18 protein-coding genes and 1 tRNA gene are annotated in these 23,934 nt (G+C 69.4%); 10 read left to right on the plus strand and 9 right to left on the minus strand.

The annotated features are described in order from the left end of the window. Positions 1-2: 2 nt before the first annotated feature. The 4 genes from G495_RS0100970 to aprB all read right to left on the minus strand — a co-directional run bounded on the left by G495_RS0100970 (position 3) and on the right by aprB (position 6,179). Positions 3-2,222: an FAD-dependent oxidoreductase gene (locus tag G495_RS0100970; protein ID WP_028586274.1), complete on the minus strand. Its 2,220-nt coding sequence runs from the start codon at positions 2,220-2,222 to the stop codon at positions 3-5. Between the two features lie 5 nt (positions 2,223-2,227). After that, positions 2,228-3,463 carry a CoB--CoM heterodisulfide reductase iron-sulfur subunit A family protein gene (locus G495_RS0100975; protein WP_028586275.1) on the minus strand — a complete coding sequence of 412 codons (1,236 nt, stop codon included), beginning with the start codon at positions 3,461-3,463 and terminating at the stop codon, positions 2,228-2,230. Positions 3,464-3,629: 166 nt separating this feature from the next. Beyond that, complete coding sequence (aprA, locus tag G495_RS0100980; protein WP_028586276.1) at positions 3,630-5,624, minus strand: adenylyl-sulfate reductase subunit alpha; 1,995 nt, start codon at positions 5,622-5,624, stop codon at positions 3,630-3,632. 63 nt (positions 5,625-5,687) lie between these two features. After that, positions 5,688-6,179, minus strand: a complete 492-nt coding sequence (gene aprB / locus G495_RS0100985) for an adenylyl-sulfate reductase subunit beta (RefSeq protein WP_028586277.1) — start codon at positions 6,177-6,179, stop codon at positions 5,688-5,690. A gap of 924 nt (positions 6,180-7,103) precedes the next feature. Between aprB and sat the strand changes: the two genes are divergently transcribed. From sat to G495_RS0101010, 5 genes are all read left to right on the plus strand, one after another. Continuing rightward, positions 7,104-8,387 carry a sulfate adenylyltransferase gene (sat, locus tag G495_RS0100990; protein WP_028586278.1) on the plus strand — a complete coding sequence of 428 codons (1,284 nt, stop codon included), beginning with the start codon at positions 7,104-7,106 and terminating at the stop codon, positions 8,385-8,387. A gap of 212 nt (positions 8,388-8,599) precedes the next feature. Beyond that, positions 8,600-10,984: a hypothetical protein gene (locus tag G495_RS0100995; protein ID WP_051444932.1), complete on the plus strand. Its 2,385-nt coding sequence runs from the start codon at positions 8,600-8,602 to the stop codon at positions 10,982-10,984. Further along, positions 10,944-11,222, plus strand: a complete 279-nt coding sequence (locus G495_RS0101000) for a hypothetical protein (RefSeq protein ID WP_028586280.1) — start codon at positions 10,944-10,946, stop codon at positions 11,220-11,222. Before G495_RS0100995 ends, G495_RS0101000 begins: the two co-directional genes overlap by 41 nt. 45 nt (positions 11,223-11,267) lie before the next feature. Next, entirely contained in the window at positions 11,268-13,193 is a 1,926-nt protein-coding gene (locus tag G495_RS0101005; RefSeq protein ID WP_028586281.1) for an aconitate hydratase, read from the plus strand. 33 nt (positions 13,194-13,226) lie between these two features. Beyond that, positions 13,227-15,116, plus strand: coding sequence for a peptidylprolyl isomerase (locus G495_RS0101010; protein WP_084457687.1), 1,890 nt, complete (start codon positions 13,227-13,229; stop codon positions 15,114-15,116). A 165-nt stretch (positions 15,117-15,281) separates the two neighbouring features. Here G495_RS0101010 and G495_RS0101015 read toward each other — a convergent pair whose 3' ends face one another. The 3 genes from G495_RS0101015 to G495_RS16895 form a co-directional block, all read right to left on the minus strand. Next, a complete protein-coding gene (locus G495_RS0101015; RefSeq protein ID WP_028586283.1) occupies positions 15,282-15,635 on the minus strand; it encodes a hypothetical protein in 354 nt (117 codons plus the stop codon). 70 nt (positions 15,636-15,705) lie between these two features. Beyond that, complete coding sequence (locus tag G495_RS0101020; RefSeq protein WP_028586284.1) at positions 15,706-16,590, minus strand: DMT family transporter; 885 nt, start codon at positions 16,588-16,590, stop codon at positions 15,706-15,708. A 169-nt stretch (positions 16,591-16,759) separates the two neighbouring features. Next, positions 16,760-17,818 carry a transglycosylase SLT domain-containing protein gene (locus tag G495_RS16895; RefSeq protein ID WP_051444933.1) on the minus strand — a complete coding sequence of 353 codons (1,059 nt, stop codon included), beginning with the start codon at positions 17,816-17,818 and terminating at the stop codon, positions 16,760-16,762. Positions 17,819-17,949: 131 nt separating this feature from the next. On the opposite strand from G495_RS16895, the gene G495_RS0101030 reads away from it, so the two are divergent. After that, positions 17,950-18,972, plus strand: coding sequence for an HD-GYP domain-containing protein (locus tag G495_RS0101030; RefSeq protein ID WP_169734337.1), 1,023 nt, complete (start codon positions 17,950-17,952; stop codon positions 18,970-18,972). A 71-nt stretch (positions 18,973-19,043) separates the two neighbouring features. Here the strand turns inward: G495_RS0101030 and G495_RS0101035 are convergent, their stop codons facing one another. Then, the gene (locus G495_RS0101035) at positions 19,044-19,250 is read right to left on the minus strand and encodes a hypothetical protein (protein WP_028586286.1); all 207 of its coding nucleotides are present in this window, start codon (positions 19,248-19,250) and stop codon (positions 19,044-19,046) included. Positions 19,251-19,757: 507 nt separating this feature from the next. Here G495_RS0101035 and G495_RS0101040 point away from each other — a divergent pair. Both G495_RS0101040 and G495_RS0101045 read left to right on the plus strand, forming a co-directional pair. Then, positions 19,758-20,321 (plus strand): peptidylprolyl isomerase, encoded by a 564-nt coding sequence (locus G495_RS0101040; RefSeq protein WP_028586287.1) that lies wholly within the window; start codon positions 19,758-19,760, stop codon positions 20,319-20,321. A gap of 109 nt (positions 20,322-20,430) precedes the next feature. Further along, positions 20,431-21,048, plus strand: coding sequence for a TetR/AcrR family transcriptional regulator (locus tag G495_RS0101045; protein ID WP_028586288.1), 618 nt, complete (start codon positions 20,431-20,433; stop codon positions 21,046-21,048). A 335-nt stretch (positions 21,049-21,383) separates the two neighbouring features. Here G495_RS0101045 and G495_RS0101050 read toward each other — a convergent pair whose 3' ends face one another. After that, positions 21,384-22,268 (minus strand): AMIN domain-containing protein, encoded by an 885-nt coding sequence (locus G495_RS0101050; RefSeq protein WP_156939533.1) that lies wholly within the window; start codon positions 22,266-22,268, stop codon positions 21,384-21,386. A 175-nt stretch (positions 22,269-22,443) separates the two neighbouring features. On the opposite strand from G495_RS0101050, the gene G495_RS0101055 reads away from it, so the two are divergent. Both G495_RS0101055 and G495_RS0101060 read left to right on the plus strand, forming a co-directional pair. Then, positions 22,444-22,533, plus strand: a tRNA-Ser gene (locus tag G495_RS0101055). Positions 22,534-23,061: 528 nt separating this feature from the next. Beyond that, positions 23,062-23,817 (plus strand): substrate-binding periplasmic protein, encoded by a 756-nt coding sequence (locus tag G495_RS0101060; RefSeq protein ID WP_028586290.1) that lies wholly within the window; start codon positions 23,062-23,064, stop codon positions 23,815-23,817. Positions 23,818-23,934: the final 117 nt, after the last annotated feature.

Genomic DNA, 23,934 nt, shown 5'->3' on the forward strand with positions numbered 1-23,934 from the left:
TCCTAGTAGCCCTTGAACGGGTTGGGACCCTTCTCAAGGATCATCGCCATGAATTCCTCGATCATCCCGGGCACCTTGTCGTACTCGTCGATGGCGACCTGGTACTGCTCGACGCGGTCGGGTTCCACACCGAGGCGGTTCAGGGTCTCGGCGATGTTCTCCTTGCGGCGGTTGCAGATCTCGGAGCCCTTGACGAAGTGGCACTGGTAGTCGTCGCCGTACTTGCAGCCGAGCATCATCACGCCGTCAACGCCCTTGGACATGGCGTCGGCCACCCAGATGGCGTTGACCGAGCCCAGGCAGCGGACCGGGAGGATGCGCGCGTACGGGCTCCAGCTCTTGCCGCGCATGGCGGCCATGTCCAGGGCCGGGTAGGCGTCGTTCTCGCACGCCAGGATGAGGATGCGCGGGCCGTCGGTCTCCATGTTGTCGGGCACCTTGATGGCCTTGATGGCCGAGCCGATCTGGTCCACGCTGTAGTTGTCGAAGGAGATGACGCGCTCGGGGCAGGCGCCCATGCAGGTGCCGCAGCGGCGGCAGCGCGTGGGGTTCGGCTTGGGCGTACCCTTCTCGTCGTCGTCCAGCGCGCCGAAGGGGCATTCCTCGGTGCAGCGCTTGCACTGGGTGCAGCGCACGAAGTTGAACTTCGGGTAGGTCAGGTCGCCCGAGCGCGGGTGCACCGCCACGCCCCGGTTGGCCGACTCGATGCACTGGATGGCCTTGAGGGCGGCGCCAGCGGCGTCTTCCTCGGCGTTGTCCATGAGCATGGGCTGGCGCACGGCGCCCGCGGCGTACACGCCGGTGCGGCGCGTCTCGTAGGGGAAGCAGATGTAGTTGGAGTCGCAGAACCCGTCAAAGAGGTCCAGGTCCGGGAAGGCCGGGCCCTGGCGGTAGACGAAGTTCATGACCGGGTCCTTGGCCGTGGTCGGCACCATGCCCGTGGGCAGGACCACCAGGTCCGCCGCCAGCTCGAAGTCCTGGCCGAGCAGGGTGTTCTTCACCGTCAGCAGCACGCCGCCGTCGCCCTGCTCCACGCGGGCCACATAGCCCTTGGTGAGCATGACGCCGGGGTCGTCCTGGGCGGCCTTGTAGTAGCGCTCGTGGATGCCCTGGACCATCATGTCTTCATAGATGATGTAGGCCTGGGCCGTGTCGTCCAGCTCGCGGACGTAGCCGGCCTGCTTGAGGGCGACCACGGAGTTCACGGCGCTGGCGTAGGGCAGGTGCCGGGCGCTCTCCAGATCCTTGAAGGCGGGCTCCTCGGGGGCCTCCTGGCCTTCGGCGGGCTCGGCGGGAGCCGGGGCGGGCTGGTAGAGGTCCTTGGGCGTGGCCTTGGCGGTGTTGAGCACGAACGCCACGCGCTTGGCCTTGAGCTGGCCGTCCTTCATCATGGCTTCGAACTCGGCGGTGGTGACCACGCCGGGCACGCTGCCGTAGCCCAGGGGCGCCAGGGCCGCCGTATCCTGCGGCACCCAGCCCGTGGCCAGGATCACCGCGCCGATGGCCTTTTCCGTGCCGTTGGTGAACTTGGCGGTGTAGGCGCCGGGCGCACCCTCCAGGGCCTGCATCTGCGCGCCGGTGATGACTTCGATGCGCGGCTCGGCCTGGACGCGGGCAACGAGATCCTCGATGCCGGTGGGGTGGGCCTGGGTGTAGGGCGGGGCCAGGGGCACGGTCTTGTACATGGTGCGGGCCTTGCCGCCGAGCTGGTCGGTCTTCTCCAGCAGCACCACGTCGGCGCCCGCGCCAGCGGCGTGCAGCGCCGCGTGCAGGCCGGTCCAGCCGCCGCCGACCACCAGCACCGTGCGCACGGTCTCGATCTTTTCGGGCTCGGGCACCAGGGTCTTCTGAAGCTTGAGCATGCCCATGTTGATGTAGTCGATGGCCATGAGGGTCTTGAGTTCCTCGTCCTCGTCCTCGGGGAAGCACATGCCGCACTGCTCGCGCAGGTTCACGCGCTCCACGGGAATGGCCGGGCCGAAGTCGAAGAACTGCCAGTCCACACGCGGCGACGAGCCGCAGATGAGCACGCCGTCGATGGTCCCGGCCTCGATGGCCTCCTCGATCATGGCGCGGCCTTCCTCGCCGGCGAGGATGGGGCTGGTCTCGATGACGGGACAGTTGCCGCCCCAGCGGTTCCTGACGTTCTCGGCCAGATCCTCGACGCTCAGGTACGGGCCGATAGCGGATTCGTCGAAATAGACACCAATTTTCTCGGCCATCGTCTCTACCTCCTCACCGTTTCAATCGCCTTCATCGCGGCGCCGGTGCCAGACTGGGCGGATTTCATCACGTCCAGAGGCTTCTTCGCGCACCCGGCGGCAAAGATGCCCTTGTCCTCGCCGCCGACGACGAAGCCGTCCTCGTCGATGGGCACGTCGATGGGCAGGCGCTCGCCGGCCAGGGTGGGCTGCATGCCCGTGGCGAGAACGACGAGATCAAAGGTTTCGTGGGATTTGGTTCCGGCAACGGCGTCCTCGACGGTGAGCACCACCGAGCCGCCCGGGCCCTGGGCCGCCGCGGCGACCTTGCCCTTGACGGTGCGGATGTTCTCGTCGGCCAGCACGCGGGCGCGGAACTTCTGGTAGCGGTCCGGGGTGCGCAGGTCGATGTAGAAGATGGTGACCTGGGCGTCGGGGTACTGCTCGCGCACGTAGGTCGCCTGCTTGAGGGACGCCATGCAGCAGATGTAGGAGCAGAAATTCAGGTGGTTCTCGTCGCGCGATCCGGCGCACTGCACGAAAGCGATCTTCTTGGGTGCGGCGCTGTCGGAGGGGCGCAGGATCTGGCCGCCGGTGGGGCCGCAGGGCGCGGCCAGGCGCTCCATCTGCATGTTGGTGATGCAGTTGTCGATGGCCCCGGCGCCCAGGTTGGTCAGGCGCGTCACGTCGTAGGGCTTCCAGCCCGTGGCGATGACAATGGAGCCCACGGCGACCTCGATTTCCTTCTCGGTCTCGTCCAGGTCGATGAACTCGTTGTCTTCCAGGGTTTCGAGGTCGGCGGCGCGCAGTTCGTCCTTTTCCAGCACGTAGCGGGCCGGGAAGGCGAAGGGCATGTCCAGGTGCAGCGGGCCGCGCTTGGCCAGGCCCAGCTCGAAGGCGTTGTCGGCGCGGGCGGGAAGTTCACCGGCCAGCTCGGAGAGGTCGGCGCTGCCCGGGGCGGTGTGGCGCGGGCGGATGCGGATCTTGGCCGTGTAGTCGCCCTGCTGCCCGGAGACGGACACCACCTCGGCCAGGGTGAAGACCTTCACGTTCTTGTTTTTCTTGATGCGCTGGAACTGGATTTCCAGGCCGCAAGACGGGGGGCACAGCTTGGGGAAATACTTGTTGAGCTGCGCGACCCGGCCACCCAGGAAAGGCGTTTTCTCTACGAGATAGACCTCGTGTCCGACTTCCGCGGCTTCGAGCGCGGCAGTGATGCCGCTGAAACCGCCACCGACAACGAGCACGCTGGTGTTTGGCATGTGTTCCTCCCTAAATCAGGTTCCGGCCAGCTGTTAAAAATGGCCTAAGCCTGAACAATATCTCATTGTACGGCTCAGGCTTAGACCATTTTCTGCCTCGTGCGCGCAAAGGGAAAGGTGGCCGCGGACCGCGGGGTCCGCGGCCACCTTGGATTACCTCAGGCCACTAGGCGGGGATGATCTGGTAGTAGGGCTTCTTGAAGATCGCAGTCTCACCCTTGGTGGGATCGTACTTGGAGTTCACGAAGCACTTCCACTTGCTGTCGTCCAGGCCCAGGAAGTCGCCGCGGTAGTAGAAGCCGGGGTAGCGGGACTCCTCGCGGAACCGGATGTGCTGCATGTGCAGGCGCACGGTCCACAGGCGGTGGTAGTTCTCCCAGCAGCGCAGCAGCTCGTGCAGGTCGCGGGCGGCCAGCTTCTTGGAGTCCTCCTCCAGCATGTCGAGGAGCCAGAAGCCCATGTCGAGCAGCGCGGCGGAGGTGGTGTAGTAGGTGCCCACGCCACCACCGTACTCGTCGGTGCACTTCATGAGGCGCATCATGAAGTTCTTGGGCGTGATGTACTCGGGGTTGACAACCGGGTCGGTGGAAGCGCCCTTGCCGGCCTGGAAGTTGTAGTACGGACGGTAGATCTCCTTGGCGAGATCGGCGGCGTTTTCCTTGATGGCGGGTTTGTAGTCCTTGTGGTCAAGGTACCAACGCACCATCTGCTTGCCGACGATACGGCCCTCGGCGTGCGAGCCGGAGGAGAACTTGTGGCCGGAGGCGCCCACGCCGTCGGCGCAGGTGAACAGGCCGTTCACGGTGGTCATGCGGTTGTAGACCTTGCCGTTGTCAGCCCGGACCTTGTAGTCCTCGGGGACCCAGGCCTCGTCGGGACCGGACACCCAGATGCCGCAGCAGCCGGAGTGCGAGCCGAGCAGGTAGGGCTCGGTGGGCATGATCTCGGAGCCACGAACCTCGGGAGCGCAGTTGGTGGCGGCCCACAGGTTGGCCTGGCCGACGCACATGTCGAGGAAGTCTTCCCAGGCCTCGGCCTCGAGGTGCTTCTGCTGGGCGGGGGTCATGGTGGCGAAGGAGGTCTGCAGGGCGGTTTTGGTGTCCATGAAGATGGGACCGCGGCCTTCGCGCATTTCGCGCAGCATCATGTGGTTGCGCAGGCAGGTGGGGATGATGTGACCCTTGGCGTAGCCGCGCTCCTCGTAGGGCTTGATCATGGCCCGGTTGGTCTCGCAGTAGTCCTCACCCTTGTAGTTGGTCGCCTTGGCCTTGAAGAGCAGGAACCAGGCGCCGACCGGGCCGTAACCGTCCTTGAAGCGGGCGGGCACGAAGCGGTTTTCCATCATGGTCATTTCGGCGCCAGCCTGGGCGCACATGGTGTAGGTCGAACCAGCGTTCCACACCGGGTACCAGGCGCGGCCCAGACCCTCACCGGTGGAGCGGGGGCGGTACACGTTCACGGCGCCGCCGCAGGCAACCACGGCGCAGTTGCAGCGGAAGATGTGGACCTTGTTCTCGCGGGCGTTCATGGCCACGGCGCCGGCGATGCGGTTGGGCTGGTTGGCGTCGAGCAGCAGCTTGACCACGAAGATGCGCTCCATGTAGCGCTCTTCGCCCAGGGCGTTCTTGGCGGCCTCGGCCACGATGCACTTGTAGGACTCACCGTTGATCATGATCTGCCAACGGCCGGAGCGCACGGGCTTGGCGCCCTTGCGGATGGACTTGCCAGCAGCCTTGGCGGCGGCGCCGTCCAGGTTGTGGTCGTGCTCGTCCTTGCACCAGACGGGCAGGCCCCACTCCTCGAAGTGGTGCACGGAGTCGTCCACGTGGCGGCCCAGGTCGAAGATCAGGTCTTCGCGGACCAGGCCCATCAGGTCGGTGCGGACCATGCGGACGTAGTCGTCGGCATTGTTGTCGCCGAGGTAGGTGTTGATGGCCGACAGGCCCTGGGCGACGGCGCCGCCGCGCTCGAGGGCGGCCTTGTCCACCAGCAGGATCTTGGCTTCGGGGGCGTACTTGTTGGCCCAGGCCACGGCTTCCCAGGCGGCGCCGCAGTTGCCCATGCCGCCGCCGATCATCAGGATGTCGACGTCATGCTCGACGATGGTGGGCTCGGCCAGGGGCAGGCCCTTGGGGGATTCTTTAACAGGAATCTTAGGCATGTGAGTGCTCCTTTATGATTCGCTTGTTGTTGTCTTGTTCACCCATGCAGCAAGGGGAGGGGCCTACTCGCAGGGAATGTCCTGCCAGCACTGGCTCTTGCCGCCGTCGGCGACGTCGAACTTCTGGCAGAGGGCTTCCTTGGGAGTCGCGAGGGCGGTCTCGGTGAAGAGCAGCTCGCTCTCGATGTCGCCGGGCTCGGGCTTGCCGTCGAAGGGCTTGATGGAGCCCTCAGGGGTGGTGCGAATGGGGAACTTGAAGCGCTTCACGGAACCGTCGCGGAACTTGATGGTCCACATGATGTCTTCGGAGGAGCGCATGGGAATCGAGGTGCCGCCCATGGGCGCGAAGTCGGCGTAGGGGCGGGCCGTGATGGCGCCCTGGGGGCAGATCTTCACGCAGGAGTAACACTCCCAACAGGCGTCCGGCTCCTGGTTGTACGCCTTCATCTCCTCAGGATCCAGGATCATGAGGTCGTTGGGGCAGATGTACATGCAAGCGGTTTTCTCGCCACCCTTGCATCCATCGCACTTCGAGGGATCAACAAAAGTCGGCATACTAGTCCTCCAACAATATTAGGGTTGATACAAACAACCAACTCCGAATATCCCGCATCACGATTGATGGAGATATGAAAAGCAGGGAAAGGTTCCCCCGCCTTCTGCCATTTCGGCGCGGTGTCGTTCCGCAGCGACCGTCCACGGGTGTGGCTGCCGGGGTCGCAAGCGGGACTTTCAATGACCGCGCGCCGTGTATGCCTGCCGGAGTTGCCCGTGGGCCGGAGCCGATCCGGCCTCCTCGGCGCCGCCCCTGCCGGGGCGCTGACCCGCTCCGCCCCCGCGGCCCCGGCGCGGGGCTTGTGAGGGATGGAACAAGCTGGTTCTGTCTAGCAAGTGGGGACTGACCCTGTCAAGGTGAAAGTGAATTTTATCCCAAGCGGCGGGCGCTTATCAAAAACACCTTGATTTTACTTGCGTTCGAGGCAGTTTCGGGCTCGTTTGTGAAAATATGGTCCGGCAGCAGACGTGTCTATACCTGCAATGCCCAGACAGTGCAAGGGCTGAGAAAGAAATTCAGTCCTTCTTTTTGTATAACATTCTGAAATGAAAGAAATCATTTTCGGTATCCCCGGGCAGGGGATTTCCGTCGGAGTCCCGGGCCGCCCGGGGCGGGCGGGGCATGGCGGCGGTGGCCCCGGAGCGGGGGCCCCGGGGGTGGAAAACCGGGGGTCGGCGCATTGCGGCGGAGGGCGCCGAGGGGTTTCTGGTTCAACATGCTGTTTTATAATGCATAAAGACTGCCCTTGACATTTGCGCATTTTTTTCACAAACACCGACAGACGATGCCGGAGATGGTAGAGGACGAATCGGGCACCCTGAATTTCCAGACGGCATGTCCGACCTGCACGGGAAAATTCGGATGCCTCAACAAGGCTGTGGATTAATTTCCTGTTACACATCATTGAAGAAAGGAGACCACAAATGTCCAAACTGGTTCCCCCTCATGGTGGCAAGGGCCTGGTCGAGTGTCTGCTCAAGGGCGACGCCCTCAAGGCCGAGCTGAAGAAGGCCGAAGGCCTCAAGACCCTGGAGATCTCCAACCGCGTCAAGGGCGACCTGATCATGCTCGGCATCGGCGGCTTCTCCCCGCTGTCCGGCTTCATGGGCAAGGCCGACTGGAAGAGCGTGTGCGAGAACTTCACCCTGGCCGACGGCACCTTCTGGCCCGTGCCCGTGTGCCTGGACACCAACGACGACTCCGTGAAGGTCGGTGACGAGATCGCCCTGAAGAACGACGGCGAGATCTTCGCGACCATGAAGGTCACCGAGAAGTACGAGCTGACCGAGGCCGACAAGAAGTGGGAGTGCGAGAAGGTCTACCGCGGCAGCGGCGAGGAGTCCGAGGGCGACAAGTTCTGGGAGATCGCCCCCAAGGATCACCCCGGCGTGCAGATGGTCCTGGCCCAGGGCAAGTTCAACCTGGCCGGCCCGGTGAAGGTCCTCTCCGAGGGCGACTACGCTGACCGCTACCCCGGCGTCTACAAGACCCCGGCCCAGATCCGCGCCGAGATGGAAGCCAAGGGCTGGGCCAACGTCGCCGCCCTGCAGCTGCGCAACCCCATGCACCGCTCCCACGAGTACCTGGCCAAGATCGCCTGCGAAGTCTGCGACGGCGTGGTCATCCACTCGCTCATCGGCAACCTGAAGCCCGGCGACATCCCGGGTCAGGTCCGCATCAAGTGCATCCAGACCCTGATCGAGAAGTACTTCGTGAAGGACAACGTGATCAACGCGGGCTACCCCCTCGACATGCGCTACGCCGGTCCCCGCGAGGCTCTGCTGCACGCCACCTTCCGTCAGAACTACGGCATCAACAAGATGCTCATCGGCCGTGACCACGCTGGCGTGGGCGACTTCTACGGCCTGTTCGAGGCCCAGGAGATCTTCGACCGCATCCCCTACGCCAACGAGGCGTGCCCCACCCCGGGCAAGGCGCTGCTGACCCAGCCCATGAAGATCGACTGGACCTTCTACTGCTACAAGTGTGACGGCATGGCCTCCCTGCGCACCTGCCCGCACGGCAAGGAAGACCGCGTCATCCTGTCCGGCACCAAGCTGCGCAAGGCCCTGTCCGAGGGCGCCGAGGTTCCGGATCACTTCGGCCGCGACGAGGTCCTGGCCATCCTGCGCGAGTACTACGAGGGTCTGACCGAGAAGGTCGAGATCAAGATGCAGGGTGCCGCTTCCGGCGCCGTGATGAAGTAGCCTCCGGCTGCGCTTCACGTCCGCGATCCACGGGAGGCGTCCTCGGATGCCTCCCGTTTTTTCATCCCGGCCCTGCGGCCGGGGCGGGGAGGGGCGGCCCGTGTGCGTCCTGGCTTGCGAGGCCGCCGCCGGGGGGTGAATTCCGCTCTTGCCGGGGGCGCATCAAATGGTATAGGAACGTCTCCCCGATCCCCTTTTTCCCCGAGAACCAGATGACCGAACAGCACAAAGGCGGCAAGGCCCCCAAGGCGGGCCAGTCCGGCGCCCGCAAACCTTCAGGCCAGCCGCGCAAGCCCGGCCAGGGCCCCCGCAAGCCCTCCGGCAAGGCCGGGGCGCGTGAGGACCGTGACCGCAAGCCCTACCGCCCCAAGGGCGAGGCACCCAAGAAGCCCTACCGCCGCAAGGACGAGGCGCCCCAGGACGGGGAGCGCAAGCCGTACCGGAGCGCGGACGAGGCGCCCCGTGAGCGCAAGCCCTCCGGCAAACCCGAGTTTTCCCAGGACCGCGAGCGCAAGCCGTATGGCAAGGCCGGGGCCCCTGGCGACCGCGAGCGCAAGCCCTCCGGCAAGGCCGGGGCGCGCGAGGACCGCGACCGCAAACCGCACCGCCCCAAGGGGGACACCCCCCGGGATGGAGAGCGCAAGCCCTACCGCGCGGGCGCGGACGAGGCGCCCCGCGAACGAAAGCCCTACGGGAAGCCCGAATTTTCTCAGGACCGCGAGCGAAAGCCGTACCGCAAGCCCGGCACCCCTGGCGACCGCGAGGGCAAGCCCTATGGCAAGCCCGAGTTTTCCCAGGACCGTGAGCGCAAGCCCTTCGGGCCGGGCACTGCCCCGGGCGAGGGCGCGCCGCAGCCTTCCAGCGCCGACCAGCCGCCGCGCCGCAGCCCCGCTGCCCAGGATTCCGGCGCCCAGGGCGCACGCCCCGGGGCGGCCCCACGCCGCGCCCCGGCCTACGAGGGCCGGGGGCCTGCGGGCATGGGCCGCAAGCCCGGCGGGCGCCCCCAGTCCATGACCGAGGAGCTGGCGGACCTGGAGTTCGACATCGCCAACCTCATCGCCCGGCGCACGGCCCTGCTGGGCCGCTCGGCCAAGGCCCGGATCGACAAGGGCCTGCCCCTGGCCGACCCCAACCAGGAGCGCACCCTGCGCCGCGCCTGGGACGTGGTGGCCGGGCGCGAGGGGCTGGAGGTCGGCCCGCTGCGCGGCATCTTCACCCTGGCCAACGGCTTGGCCTACGCCCATGCCACCAAGCCCGAGGTGGGCCGCAAGGCGTTCTACTTCTCGCCCCACGTCAAGGACCTGGACCTGACCATGGCCGGGCCGCGCTCCCTGGTGCGCACCCGGCTGTGGGCCGCCGCGGCCGCTGCGGCCGGGGCCGACTGCACCCTGGCGCCCATCGTGCTCAACGATCCGCTGGTGGAGCTGGTCAAGGCCCTGAACCAGGCGGGCGCGGGCCTGGCCTGGGAGGACGGCACCGTACGCTGCCAGGGCGGAGCCCTGGGGTTCGCCGACCGCACGGTCTTCGCCGGGGCGGACCTGCTGAACCTCTACCTGCTGCTGGCCCTGGCCCTGCCGCAGGTCGGGCGCATGACCTTCACCGGCGGCGCGGCCCTCAAGGTCCACGACCTGGGGCCTGCGGCCGGGGTTTTCGCCGGGCTGGGGGCGCGGCTCACGGCCCTGGAGCCCTACACCCCGGGCCTGCCCGCGCGCCTGGAAAGCGGCGGCATGACCCACAACACCTTCCACGTGCCCGACGCCCTGCCCGCCGAGGCCGCCGTGGCCCTGGCCCTGGCCGGGCCGACCTACCCCGACGGCATCCGCTTCACCTGGGGTCCGGACTGGATGGGCGCGCCCCTGCTGGCCCACGCGGCGGCGGTGCTGCGCGCCTGCGGCGTGCCCTGCGAGCTGACCGGGGGCGGATTCTCCGTGGCCCGGGGCGCGCTGGCCGTGCCCGTCGCCCCCGCCGGGCAGGATCTGCCCCTGGACCCGCTGCTGGCCGCCAGCCTGCTGGCCGTGCCGCGCCTGGCGGGCGGGCGTGTGACCCTGAGCGGGGCCTGGCCCGGGGACGACCCCCTGGCCCCCGCCGCCCGGGCGCTGCTCGCCGCCAGCGGCCTTGAGCTGGACTTCTCGCCCACGGTGGCCGCCGCGCGCTCCGGGCCCTGGCCCGAGGCCGTGGAACTGGACGCCACGGACCCGGCCCTGGTGCCCCTGGCCGTGGCCCTGGGCCTGGGCGCGCCGGGCGACACGCGCATCCTGGTGGACGAGCGGGGCGATAGCGCCACGGCGGAGATCGTGGCCGAGCGCGCCGGGCGGTTTGCCCGCGTCAAACCCGGGCGCATCGTCATCGTGGCCGGGCAGGGCGCCGGGGAATGGGCCGACGCCGAGCGGCGCATGTCCAGCCCGTCGGCGGCCTGGACCCTGGCCCTAGCCCTGGTCTCCCTGCGCACGCCCAATATCGGCCTGGCCAACCCTGGCGGGCTGGCCGAGGTCTGGCCGGGGTTCATCAGCCTGTTCGCCGACAACTTCACCGTCAGGGAGAAGGAGCCCGAACCCGATGACGCAAAGAAAAAAGGACGACGAGTCCGTCTCGATTGAGGAGGAGGTCGCGCGCCTGGACGCCGAGCGAGCGGCCTTCGAAGCCCAGCGCCAGCAGGTGGCGGCGGAAGTCCGCCGCCTGCGCGACGCCGAGAACCCCGCCACCGGCGTCTACCACGCCCAGGAGATCTTCCGGCTCTCCCAGGAGAAGCTGCGCCTGGACACGGAAATCGAGGTCTGCCGCCGCCGGGCGGCGCGCCTGCTCATGCCCGACCCCCTGCACGGACCCCTGCAATAAGCCACGCCCGGCGGGACGCCTGCCCCCCGCCGCCAGGAGCCTCCCATGCCCATGAACCTGACCCGCAAGATCATCGCCGCCCACCGGGTTGACGGGGAGATGACCCCCGGCAGCGAGGTGGCCCTGCGCATCGACCAGACCCTGACCCAGGACGCCACCGGGACCATGGCCCACCTCCAGTTCGAGGCCATCGGCGTGCCCCGGGTGCGCACCGAGCTGTCGGTGAGCTACGTGGACCACAACACGTTGCAGATGGGCTTTCGCAACCCCGACGACCACCGCTACCTGCGCACCGTGGCCGCGCGCTACGGCATCGTCTTCTCCCCGGCGGGCACGGGCATCTGCCACCAGCTGCACCTGGAGAATTTCGCGCGCCCGGGGCGGACGCTCATCGGCTCGGACAGCCACACCCCCACGGCGGGCGGCGTGGGCAGCCTGGCCATGGGCGCGGGGGGCCTGTCCGTGGCCCTGGCCATGGCCGGGGAGCCGTATGTCATCACCATGCCCCGGGTGGTGGAAGTCCACCTCGCCGGGCGGCTGGGCGGCTGGGCCACGGCCAAGGACATCATCCTGCACCTGCTCGGCGAGCTGAGCGTCAAGGGCGGGGTGGGCAAGGTGCTGGAATACACCGGGCCGGGCGTGGCCACGCTGACCGTGCCCGAGCGGGCGACCATCACCAACATGGGCGCCGAGCTGGGCGCCACCACGTCCATCTTTCCCAGCGACGAGCAGACCCGGGACTTTTTGCGCGCCATGGGCCGCGAGGCGGATTTCGAGGCCCTGGCGGCCGACCCCGGCGCCGACTACGACGAGCGCGTGGAGATCGACCTGGGCGCCCTGGAGCCCCTGGTGGCCGCCCCGCACATGCCCGACCAGCGCCGGACCGTGCGCGAGCTGGCCGGGCTCAAGGTGGACCAGGCGGCCATCGGCTCGTGCACCAACTCCTCCTACGCGGACCTCAAGACCGTGGCCCTGATGCTTGCGGGCCAACGCATCGACCCGGGCACGGACCTGCTCGTCTCGCCGGGTTCCAAGCAGGTGCTGGCCATGCTGGCCGCCGAGAATCTCGTGGAGCCCGTGCTGGCCTCGGGCGCGCGGCTGCTGGAATGCACCTGCGGGCCGTGCATCGGCATGGGCGGTTCGCCGGTGTCGGCGGGCGTGTCGGTGCGCACCTTCAACCGCAACTTCGAGGGCCGCAGCGGCACCCAGGACGCCCAGGTCTACCTGGCCAGCCCGCAGACCGCCGCCATGTGCGCCCTGCGCGGCGCGTTCAGCGACCCGGCCACCTGGGGCCAGCCCCCGGCGCAGCCCGAATTCCCGGCGCGGGTGCCCTCCATCCGCCACCTGTTCGTCATGCCCCCGGCCGACGGCGCGGGCGTGGAGGTGCTGCGCGGGCCCAACATCGTGGCCCTGGAGACCTTCGACGCCCTGCCCGCGAGCATCGCGGCCACGGTGACCCTCAAGGTGGGCGACAACATCACCACCGACCATATCCTGCCCGCCGGGGCCCAGATCACGGCCCTGCGCTCCAACATCCCGGCCATCAGCGAGCACGTCTTCTCGCGGGTGGACGCGGGCTTCGTGGCCCGCCAGCGCGAGGCCGGGTGCGGGATCATCGTGGGCGGCGACAACTACGGCCAGGGCTCCAGCCGCGAGCACGCGGCTCTGGGCCCGCGCCACCTGGGCGTGCGCGCGGTGCTGGTCCGCTCCCTGGCGCGCATCCACCGCGCCAACCTCGTGAACTTCGGCATCCTGCCGCTGTTGTTCGCCGACCCGGCGGACTACGAGCGCGTGGCCCAGGGCGCGGCGGTGTCCATCCCCGCCGCGCGGCTGGCCGCCGGCGGCGTGCTGGAGCTGGAGGTGGCGGGCGCGGGCCGGGTGGCCGTCCGAAACGATTTGACGGAAAACGAACTGGCTATTATTCAGGCAGGCGGCCTGCTCAACCATGTGCGCACCCGCGCGGGCGCGTAGGCCCGCCACAACCGAACCCCCTTTGGAGACGTCATGCTAGACGGAATGCGGCAGCACGCCGGATCGTGGGTCATCAAGATCCTGTTCCTGATCATCATCCTGGCGTTCATCCTGGCCTACGGCTCGGGCTCGCTGCAGCAGGGCGGCAGCGGCATCCTGGCCTACGTGGACGACGAGCCCATCCTCGTGCGCGACTTCGAGCGCCAGTACGAGACCGACGTGCGCCAGCTCCAGGAGCAGATCCCCAACCTGAGCGCCGAGGACATGGCCAAGTTCGACATCAAGCAGGCCGTGCTGGCCAAGATGGTCAACACCATGCTGCTGGACCGCCAGGCCCAGCGCCTGGGCATCGGCGTGACCGACGCCGAGCTGGGAGCCTTCATCCGCTCCAACCCGCGCTTCCAGGGCGAGGGCCAGGCCTTCGACGAGCAGTACTACGAGCGCGCGGTGCGCGCCCAGGGCATGACCCCCGCAGCCTTCGAGGAGTCCACCCGCCGGGCCATCGTGCAGCACAAGCTCATGGAGCACGTGGGCCGCGCGGCCCAGGTCCAGGAGCGCGAGGCTCGCGACCTGTTCCTGTTCAGCCAGGAGCGGCTGGTGGTGGACTACCTGCTGCTGCCCTGGGAGGACTTCAAGGAGGGCGTGACCCCCGCCGAGGAGGAGATCGCCACCTACTACAAGGACAATATGGAGCGCTTCAAGCGTCCGGCCACGGCGGGCTTCAACCTGCTGCTGCTGGCCCCGGCCAACCTGGCCTCGCGCCAGGAGGTGGACGACGCCGCCGTGCGCGCCTACTACGACACCCACCCCGGGGAGTTCGAGGTCGCCGAGTCCGTGCGCGCCCGGCACATCCTGCTGGAGTTGCCCGCCGACGCCCCCGGGGCCCAGGCCGACAAGGCGCGCGTCGAGCTGCTCAAGCTCAAGGCCCGCCTGGCCAAGGGCGAGAGCTTCGCCACCCTGGCCGAGAAGCATTCCGACTGCCCGAGCAGCGCGCGCGGCGGCGACCTGGGCTGGTTCACCCGCCAGGCCATGGTCGCGCCCTTTGCCGAGGCCGCCTTCGCCCTGGAGCCCGGGGCCGTGAGCGACCCGGTGCGCACCGAGTTCGGCTGGCACCTGATCAAGGTCGAGGAGCGCCGCGAGGCCGGGACCAAGACCTTCGAGGAGGCCGCTCAGGGCATCCGCCAGCAGCTGGCCGAGGAGAAGGCCGCCGACGCCCTGCACGAAGTGCTGGACATGGCCATCGGCCGTCTGGTGGCCGGGGACACCCTGGCCCAGGTGGCCGAGTCGCTGGATCTGCCGCTGCAGCCCGTGCCTGCCGTGGCCAAGGCCACCCTGGTGCAGCGCCTGGGCGTGGACGAGGCCTCCGCCGAGATGCTCTTCGGCCTGGCCGTGGGCAAGGCCACCGAGATCCCCGTGGAGATCGAGGAGGGCGCCCTGCTGGCCGAGAAGACCGTGGACAACCCCGAGTCCGTGGCCGGGCTGGACGAGGTGCGCGAGGCCATCGTGGAGGCCCTGCGCCGCGAGGCGGCCATGCGCCTGGCCCGCGAGAAGGCCGTCCAGGTGCTGGCCGAGACTGCGGACGGCGACCTGCCCGCGACCCTGCGCGGCAAGGTCAAGACCAGCGAGCCCTTCCAGCGCTCGGGCGTGGTCGGCGAGCTGGGCATGAACCCGACCCTGGCCGAGGCCGCCTTCGCCGCCGAGGCCGGGAAGTGGCTGCCCGAGCCCCACGCCGTGGCCAACGGCTACGCCCTGGTGCGCGTGCGCGAGCGTCAGGTGCCCTCCGACGAGCAGTGGGCCGCCGCCAGGGACGTCATGCTGGCCCAGATCCGCCAGTCGCGCCAGCAGGAGATGTTCCAGGCCTTTGTCATGGAACTGCGCGACAAGGCCCAGGTCAAGATCGTGGAGCCGCGCGTGCTGCAATAGCGCGCGGCCACCTTGCAATGGCAAAGGCCCGTCCGGCATGTCCGGGCGGGCCTTTTCGCTGGCCTGCGGGGGGCGCTGCGGTGGTGCGGGGGCTGGCCCGCGCCGCAGCGCCGTTGCGGTGCAGCCGGGCCGGGGCGGAGCCCGCCGGGCCGCGCGGCGCGGGGCTCAGTCCTGCCCTGCGGCCCCGGGGTGCAGCCTGCGCCACAGCCGAAGGCCCAGGGCCGCAGCCTTGAGGGGCAGGTACATGTAGACCACGATCATCACCAGGGCGTAGATGTAGCCCCCGTTCCAGGGGTTGTCCTTGTACCAGGAATACGCGGGGTGGTTCCAGATGACGAAGAAAAAGAAGATCAGGCCCATGGTGTGCAGGAAGGAGCCCAGGCGCTGGCCCCGGTGGTAGCCCCAGCCGATGGCCGCCACCAGCGCCAGGTACAGGACCAGCGACAGCGGCGAGATCAGCGTCAGCGAGACTTCCAGGGCCCGCTGCACCAGCAGCAGAAGGTTCTTCAGGCCTTGCACGGCGCCTCCGGGGCTTTGGCCCAGGGTAGCGCATTGGCCGCAGCCGCGCAACCCGCCCCGGGCCGCCGCCTCAGCCCGGGGCCACCCGTGCCTGGCGGCGCAAAAGCGCCAGGTTGGGCAGCACGATGCCCGCCACGATGAGCGCCGCCCCGGCCAGCTGGCGGGCGAAGACCGGCTCGCCCAGCAGCAGGGCCGCCGCAGCCACGGTGGTCACCGGTTCCATGGTGGAGAAGATGGACGCATACGCGCTGCCCACGGCCTCGATGGCCGTGTAGAGCAGGGTCAGGGCCAGCACCGTGGGCACCAGGCCCAGGGCCAGGGCCACGCCCGCCTGGGCCGGGGTCACGCTGCCCGGGTCGGGCAGCCCGCGTAGCAGGGTGAAGGCCAGGGCGGCGAAGAAGATCACGTACAGCGAGAAGGTCAGCGGGCGCTCGCCGCGCATCAGGCGCTGCACCAGCAGCATGTAGACCGAGAAGACGGCCATGGACACGCAGGCCCACAGCACCCCGGCCAGGGCCACCTCGCGCATGAAGGCGTCCAGGAATACCAGGGCGCACCCGGCGGTGACCAGCACCAGCGACAGGCCCACCCGCCGCCCGATGCGCTGGCGGTGGATGAGCGCCCCGAGCAGCGTGACCACGGCGGGGTAGAAGTACAGGATCAGCGAGGTGGTGGCGGCGGGGATGGTCTCCAGGGAAAGCATGAAGCAGGTGCTCTGCACCGGGGAGATGAGCCCGCCCAGCAGCGCCGTCTTGAGCAGCCCGGCGGGCGAGATGCGCAGGGCCTCGCGCCGGGTGGCCGCGAACCAGGCCGCCAGCAGCAGCGCCCCGATGACGAAGCGGTATTGCAGCATGCGCGTGGAGTCCAGGCCGTGGGCGAAGCCGAGTTTGCCCAGGATGGGCAGCAGCCCGAAGCAGCAGGCCGAAAGCACGGCGCAGACAAGACCTTTTCGCATGGTGCAACCCCGGGAAGCGGTGAGCGGTGCGGGGGGTTATAGCACCATGGCCCCCGGGGGCAAGCGGAATCGCGCCCGGGGCGCCCGGAACGGCCAGCCGCGCAGGTCCGGGGGCGTGTCGTGCGATCCTGGCGGGGCGGGCCGGGGGCGCGAACACCCGGCCATGGCGTCACACCTGGCCCATGCGCTGGGCGATCTCGTGGTGGTTGACCAGGCAGCGGCTGACGTAGCCCACGGTGTCGGCGAAGGCCGGGATGCGCCCGTAGCGCTTGTAGACCCCGGCGTCCTCGCTGGTGTTGCCCAGCCCGGCGTGGTAGCCGGCGGCGGCGGCCAGGATGTTGCCGCCCCGGGCCCGCAGGAAGCGCGCCAGCATGAGCACCATGGCGCCCACGGGTTTGGCGTAGAGCACGCGCTCGTCGAAGCCCTGGAAGAAGGCCACGTCCTTGGCGTCGAAGATGTTGCGCCCGGCGAAGTTGGCCTCCAGGTAGGCCGTGAAGCGCTGGCGGGCGTCCTTGACCTCGGCGTCCAGCGCGTCCACCGCGGCGGCGGCGTCCAGGTAGGCCCGGGCCTGGGGGAAGGGCGCGCCGTCGGCGTGGGCCTGCATGGCCGCGCGCAAGAGCTCGGCCTCGTCGCCCAGGCGCCTGCGCTCGCGCAGGGCCTCGCGCCACTGGGCGCGCACGGCGGTGTAGTGCGCCCCGGCCCCTGCGTCGGCGGGGTTCCTGTAGGGCGCGGCGCCGTGGGCGGGCACGGAGCCTGCCACCATCAGGCCGTACTCGCTGGCCGTGGGGCCGATGAACTGGCAGATGCCCACGGCCAGGGCCCAGGACACGGCGAATTCGTTGAAGAACGATTCGGCCATGATCTGCCCGGCGACCCAGGCCGGGTCCATGGGGTAGACCTCGCGGTGGGCGTGGCAGGAGCGCACGATCCACAGGCAGATGTTGGCCACGCGCTTGTGCAGCTCCACCTCGGCCAGCGGCTTGCGCCATACGGGCAGGTTGCGGCCCTGGTAGTTCTCGCGCACGAAGTCCATGACGGCCAGGGTCAGGCGCTCCTGGACGGCGCGGCCCGCCGCCCCGTCCAGGTCGAGCTGGCGGGAGCGCGGCAGGATGACGTTGATATGCGTGGCGGCGGCGGGCGCTTGGGGCGCGGCCAGGGCCGGGGCGGCCAGGGGCAGCAGGGCGGCGGCCACGGCGGCTTGCAGGGCGGTGCGGCGTTGCTTGTCCATGGCGCAAGGCATAGCACGGCGCGACCCGGTTGCGAAGGGGGGCGGGCAGGCTTTGCCCCCGGCGCCCGGAGATGCTAGCATGGACCCCGAGGGGGACGATGCCCCGGCAGGCCCGGGGCGTGGAGGTTTTCATGCCCGATGTGTCGCGGGTTCCCGAGGACGCGTATTTCGCGGTGTCGCCGCTGATGCTGTTTCCGCACACCCACGGGAACTTCGAGGTCTACCTGCGCCAGGACGGCGAGTACGTGCTCTACACGCGCACCGGCGAGCTGTTCACGGCGACCCACAAGCGGACCATGCACGACCTGGGCGTGCGTGAGGTCTTCGTGCTGCGCGAGCAGAGCGCGCGCTTTCGCCGCTACGTCGAGGAGAACCTGGGGGCGATCCTGTCCAACGAGAGCCTGCCCGTGCGCGAGCGGGCGGGCATCTTCTACGACGTGTCGGTGTCCATCGTGCGCCAGGCGTTCACCCGGCGCCTGCCCGAGACCATGAGCGAGGCCGAGTTCGCGCGCATCCGCCGCCTGGTGCGCGGCTGCGTGGGCTTTTTGTCGCGCGGCGACGGGCTGCGCGCCGTGGGCGGGCTGGTCAGCCACGACTACAAGGTCTACCGCCACAGCATCAACGTGCTGGTCTTCGCCATGGCCATTTTGCAGACCTACGACCTGGAGGAGTCCTTCCTGGAGGAATGCGGGCTGGGGGCCATCCTGCACGACGTGGGCAAGACCGGGATACCGCGCGACATCCTGGAGCGCCCCGTGAAGCTTTCGGCGCGCGACAAGGAGATCCTGCGCACCCACCCCGTGCGCGGGGCGGCCCTGTGCGCCGGGATGCCGCTGCCCGGCGAGGTGATCAACGTGATCCTGTTCCACCACGAGAAGCTCGACGGCTCGGGCTACCCTGCGGGCATCGCGGCGCAGTCGCTGCCGCTGGCGGTGCGGGTGGTGGCCGTGGCCGACAAGTACGAGAACCTCATCTCCGGGCCGCGCTGGCAGGCGGGGCTTTCGCCCTTCCGGGCCCTGCGCGCGCTCTCGGAGCGCTACAAGGGCAAGTACGACCCCGACGTCATCCGCAGGCTGGTGCTGGTGCTCTCCGGCGCAGGGCTGGCCGGGGACGGGGCCGGGGGCGAGGAGCCCGCCGGGGAGGCCGGAGCGTAGCCGGGCGCCGGAAAAGGCGCGCCGCGCGACTGGCGTCGCGCGGCGCGTCCTGGCGGCGGACATCCGCCGGGCTAGAACAGGAAGGACAGGATGCGCAAGGGCAGGGGGGTCCGCTTGGGCTTCGGGGGCGTGACGGCCCATTGCCTGCGGCATTCGGACAGGGTGCTGTTCCTGCGCCGGGCCTCGGCGCGCAGGCCCCTGGTCGCGGCCTTGAGCTCGCGGCGCAGCTCGCGCATCTGCCGCTTGTGCTCCAGGACCAGTGCATCGGTGGTGTACATGGCGTGAGCCTCGTGTGACGTTCGGCGCTCCGGGCCGGGCCCGGGGCGCTTGGGTCCGGCCGGCACCCCTATGCCGTCCACAACCCGGTGCTGAAAAAACTCCCGCCCGGCGCCCCTCTGCGCCCGGGGGAGTTGTTTTTCCACAGGCCCCTGCGGGGCTGTGTGGAAAAGCGCATGAAGAGAGTATATTGGCCGCAGCAAGGGGCCGCAAATAGAAAATATCTATGGGAAGGCGCGAGTGGCGGCGGAGGCTGGAATAGCGCAATTTGCCGAAATATCGTTGAAATTGCCGTCCCGCAGCATGGGGAGGCGGCCCGGCTCAGGCGGCAGGGGCCGGAGTGCGGCCCGCCCGGAACCGGGAGGGCAGGCCGCCGGGCGTAGGTGCAGGCCGCCGGGCATGGGTGCAAACAGCCGGGCAACGGCGCAGGCCGCCGGGCGTGGGCCTTTGACAACCCGCCCCGGCTCTCCTATTGCTGACTGGCGGACAATCCCGCAAAGGAGTGAACAATGAAAGGATTCGGCATCGTCCTGGCCGCACTGGCCCTGATCGTCACCCTGGGCGCGGCCCGGGCCCAGGCCCAGGGGGCCGGGCCCGTGGTCGTCCTGGAAACCAGCAAGGGCACAATCATGGTGCTGCTCGACCCCGCCAAGGCTCCGGCCACGGTGGAGAACTTCCTGAAGTACGTGGACGCGGGCTTCTACGACGGCACGCTGTTCCACCGGGTCATCAAGGGCTTCATGATCCAGGGCGGCGGGTTCGACACGTCCCTGCGCCCCAAGCCGACCATGGCGCCCATCCGCAACGAGTCCGGCAACGGCCTGGAAAACCGGCGCGGCACCATCGCCATGGCCCGCACCAACGACCTGGACAGCGCCACCAGCCAGTTCTACATCAACCATGTGGACAACGCCTTCCTGGACACCAACAAATACTGCGTGTTCGGCAAGGTGCTGCGCGGGCTGAACGTGGTGGACGAGATCGCGGGCGTGGCCACCGGCAACCAGGGCGGCATGGCCGACGTGCCCCGCGAGCAGGTGCTCATCCTGCGGGCCTACCGGCACCAGGGCTAGCTCTCGCCCGGCGGGCCGGGGACGTTCCCGGCCCGCCCGGCACCCTTGACGCCCCACCCGGCGGCGGGATAGGAAACCGTTACATTCTTTCCGGTTCCCGAGGTGCCCAATGACGACCCCTGCCCAGGCCCGCGAGCGGATCATGGCCGCAGCCTACGCGAAGTTCTCCGCGCGCGGCATTCGCCGGGTGACCATGGACGACATCGCCCGCGACATCCGCATGAGCAAGAAGACGCTGTACCGGCACTTCGTGGGCAAGCACGACCTGGTGCGCCAGCTGGCCCTTGTGGGCGTCGGGCGGCGGCTGGAGGCCGCGCGCCAGGCCCTGGAGGCGGCGCCCGGCCCGCGCGAGGGCTTCGCGGCGGGCTTTTTCGCCATCCAGCGCCTGAGCAGCGAGGCCTCCCCCGAGTTCCTGGGCGACATCCGTGCCGACTACCCCGAAATATGGGAAGAGGTCGAGGCCGTGCGCATGCGTATCGTGGCGCTGTTCGCCCGCTGCTTGGCCGAGAGCGCGGCGCGGGGCGAGCTGCGCCCGGGCGTGGTGCCCGAGGTCGCGGCGGGCATCATGCAGGCCGTGGTCCAGCACTACATGATCCCGGAAACCTTCCGCGAGGCGGGCCTGGACCCGAACGCGGCGGTGAGCACCTGGTTCACCATGCTCTCGGCGGGCCTGTTCCGCGATCCGCCCCAGCTGCGGCTGGGCGGCATGGACCTGCCCGCCTCTTGACGACCCCCCGATTGTTTGCAAGCCGCGTGGCAGGCCGCGTTGCGACGGCGAGACGCAGTCGCGGGGCGCGCCCCGCGCGTCTGCGGGCGGCCTCGCACGGCGTCCTGGCGGCGCAGCGGATGTCTTGAAGCAAAAAACTGCTCCTTGGCAGGCCGTCGCGCTGTGCGATGCGCAGGCGCGCCCCTGGCTGGCTGCCGGAGAAATCAAGACCCGCAGGCCGTTCACAAATGGCGGGAGGCACGACGCGGCACAATCGGGCCGCGCCGTGCATTGCCCATGCACAAGCGGCCCGGGTTTTCCGCTGGCGCAGCAGGGCGCCGTTTGGGGCCGGCCTGCTAGCGCAGGGTGATGGTCAGCGTGTCGCCCTTGCGCGCGACCTGGGGCCCCTTGGCGGGTTTGCGCTCCAGGTCGAGCACCAGGCGCAGGGCACCGTCGCGCAGGCCCGTGCGCACCCCGCGCAGACCTTTTGCGGCTGTCTTGACGCTTCTGGCGCTGTCGGGCGTCCACTGGCCGGGAATGTCCACCACGAAGCGCGGCGGGTTCTCCAGGGCAAAGGCCCGGGGGGCGGCCAGGGCGGCGCTGGCCCGCGCCGTGACGACCACGGCCCCGCCCGAGGTGCGCACGGTCAGGTCCCTGATCCGCAGGGGCCCCCCGGCGGCGGGCTTGGCGGCCTCGGCGGACCGGGGTTCGGCCTTGAGCGGGCGGGGCACGATGTCCAGGGGCGCCTCCTCGTCCAGGGGCGTCTGCGCGTCCTGCGGGGCGGCGGCCAGGGGCGCCCCGGCCTGGACGGGGCTGGCTTCGGCGGGGGCGCCCGGGGCGGCTGCGGCCTGCAGGGGCGCCTCGGCTTCGGGCGGTGCGGGGGCCTCGGGGGGCGCCGGGGGGGCGGGCTCCTGCGGCGCCGGAGGCAGGGCGGCCATGGTGACCGCGCCGGGTGCCGGGTCCGCCCCCGGCAGGCCCAGGGTCGCCCCCAGCCAATAGGCCAGCACCAGGGCGACCAGACCCAGCAGGCCCAGGGCCAGCCGCGAGCCCAGGGCCCCGTAGGAGACCGACAGCCGCCAGTTGCTCTTGCCGCAGCGCACGCAGCGGTAGGGCGCCAGGGGCAGCATGTGCAGAAGCCGCGCCGGGCCCCGGGGCACGATGCCCAGCATCAGGTCGTTTCCACAGTTGCCGCACTTCACAGCGTCGCCTCGTCCGTTGGCGGTTTGCTTGCCTGCCGTCATGTAAAGAGAAACAGGGCCGCGTGTAAAGCCCGGTTGCGGGCTGGGGCGGAAGAATGGTCTTGACAAGGCGGCGCAATGGAACATATCCATGACCTCCCACCGGGCCTGCCCGGGCCGGGTTGACATCATGGAGCAATCGTCCCGCGTGGGGCCCCGGCCCGGCGCGCGACCCCTTGGAGAGGTGGCCGAGCGGCCGAAGGCGCGCCCCTGCTAAGGGCGTATACCTTAACGGGTATCGAGGGTTCAAATCCCTCCCTCTCCGCCATTTTCAGAAAAGCCCCCGCCCTGCGGGGGCTTTTCGCGTCTGGCGGGCTGCCTGCGGGGGGGGCGGGACGGGTGCGCCGGGGTCGGGTGGCGGGCGTTGGCCCGGCGCTGGTACGGCAGGCCGGTGGCGGCTTGGCGCTGGCGCTTTGCGCGGGGGCAAGGGGCCGGACCCGTTACTGGCACCGGCAGCCGAACGCTGGCGCCCCGCGCGCGGTGGGGGCGGCGCGGCCCGCCGGGGGATATGGTTCGTGGCGCGGCGCTGGCGCTTCGCGCTGTGAGCCCGGCAGGGCGGTACGCGATTGCGGGACAGCATCCGCGCTGGCGCCTCGCGCGCAGGAGCCCGCGCCCAAGGCGGCCTTTCGGGAAAAAGCAACTCCGCCAGGCTTCCGGGCGGGGCGAGCCATCTGTGGCGACAAAATGTCACCACCATGGTTGTCATCGATCACCGTTTTCCGTATTCTCCGGGGCAGAATCCCGGAGCAGAGCCGGGACCGGACTCGACGGGCCGCTCCGGCGGCCATGGGACTCCATGCGTACACTCCTGCGTCTGCTGCTCGCTGTCGCCCTGCTGCTGCCCGCCGTGCCGTGCCGTGCCGGGCAGCCCCTGCACATCGCCTTTCCCGAGTTCTGGCCCTTCTTTTCCCAGGGGCCGGACGGCGCGGTGACGGGGTTCTTCCACGATATCGTCACCGAGGCCCTGGAGCGGCGTCTGGGCGTGCCCCTGGTCTGGGAGTGCTACCCCTGGGTCCGCTGCCAGGAGCGCGTGCGCGAGGGCAAGTCCGACGCCATGATTACCGCGCCCACCGCCGAGCGCGCGACCTACGCCCTGACCCACCCCACGCCCTTCTACCGCAAGGAGCTGGTGGTCTTCACCGCCCCCGGGCATCCGCGCCTGGCCGAAATCCTGGCCCTGCGCAGCGTGCAGGACATCCGCCGGGGAGGCTTCTCCGTGGTCACCTATATCGGCAACGGCTGGAGCCGCGAGAATCTGTCCGCCGTGGGCATTCCCGTGCAGGAGAGCTCTTGCTTCGAGTGCGTCTGGCCCATGCTGGCCGCGCGGCGCGCCGACCTGGTTGTGGAATGGCCGCCTGCGGCCTGGCCGGGCATCCGCCACGCCGAGCTCGAGGACCGCGTGCTCCAGACCGGCGTGGTCCTGGACTCCATGCCCTTCCACCTGCACATCGGCAAGCATTCGGCCCATGCCGCCCTGCTGGGTCCCTTCGAGGAGACGGTGGCCGCCATGCGCGTCGACGGAACCCTGGACCGGATCCTGGCGGGCTACTAGCGCAGGGGCGCCGCTGGCGACTGTCTGGAACCAGGTGCTTGCCTTTGGGGGGTAATCGGCTTATTTCGCAATCTGTTAGCTTCGATCTGCCCCGGCGTTCGCGTCCGGGGAAACCCT

The sequence above is a fragment of the Desulfocurvus vexinensis DSM 17965 genome, from assembly GCF_000519125.1.
GTDB lineage: Bacteria > Desulfobacterota > Desulfovibrionia > Desulfovibrionales > Desulfovibrionaceae > Desulfocurvus > Desulfocurvus vexinensis.

Coding starts and splice junctions, on each gene's coding strand:
- G495_RS0100975 (WP_028586275.1), bottom strand. CDS start 3,463: ATGCCAAACACCAGCGTGCTCGTTGTCGGTGGCGGTTTCAGCGGCATC.
- G495_RS0101050 (WP_156939533.1), bottom strand. CDS start 22,268: ATGACGGCAGGCAAGCAAACCGCCAACGGACGAGGCGACGCTGTGAAG.
- aprA (WP_028586276.1), bottom strand. CDS start 5,624: ATGCCTAAGATTCCTGTTAAAGAATCCCCCAAGGGCCTGCCCCTGGCC.
- G495_RS0100970 (WP_028586274.1), bottom strand. CDS start 2,222: ATGGCCGAGAAAATTGGTGTCTATTTCGACGAATCCGCTATCGGCCCG.
- G495_RS0100995 (WP_051444932.1), top strand. CDS start 8,600: ATGACCGAACAGCACAAAGGCGGCAAGGCCCCCAAGGCGGGCCAGTCC.
- G495_RS0101040 (WP_028586287.1), top strand. CDS start 19,758: ATGAAAGGATTCGGCATCGTCCTGGCCGCACTGGCCCTGATCGTCACC.
- G495_RS0101010 (WP_084457687.1), top strand. CDS start 13,227: ATGCTAGACGGAATGCGGCAGCACGCCGGATCGTGGGTCATCAAGATC.
- G495_RS0101000 (WP_028586280.1), top strand. CDS start 10,944: ATGACGCAAAGAAAAAAGGACGACGAGTCCGTCTCGATTGAGGAGGAG.
- sat (WP_028586278.1), top strand. CDS start 7,104: ATGTCCAAACTGGTTCCCCCTCATGGTGGCAAGGGCCTGGTCGAGTGT.
- G495_RS0101045 (WP_028586288.1), top strand. CDS start 20,431: ATGACGACCCCTGCCCAGGCCCGCGAGCGGATCATGGCCGCAGCCTAC.
- G495_RS16895 (WP_051444933.1), bottom strand. CDS start 17,818: ATGGACAAGCAACGCCGCACCGCCCTGCAAGCCGCCGTGGCCGCCGCC.
- aprB (WP_028586277.1), bottom strand. CDS start 6,179: ATGCCGACTTTTGTTGATCCCTCGAAGTGCGATGGATGCAAGGGTGGC.
- G495_RS0101020 (WP_028586284.1), bottom strand. CDS start 16,590: ATGCGAAAAGGTCTTGTCTGCGCCGTGCTTTCGGCCTGCTGCTTCGGG.
- G495_RS0101005 (WP_028586281.1), top strand. CDS start 11,268: ATGCCCATGAACCTGACCCGCAAGATCATCGCCGCCCACCGGGTTGAC.
- G495_RS0101030 (WP_169734337.1), top strand. CDS start 17,950: ATGCCCGATGTGTCGCGGGTTCCCGAGGACGCGTATTTCGCGGTGTCG.
- G495_RS0101060 (WP_028586290.1), top strand. CDS start 23,062: ATGCGTACACTCCTGCGTCTGCTGCTCGCTGTCGCCCTGCTGCTGCCC.
- G495_RS0101035 (WP_028586286.1), bottom strand. CDS start 19,250: ATGTACACCACCGATGCACTGGTCCTGGAGCACAAGCGGCAGATGCGC.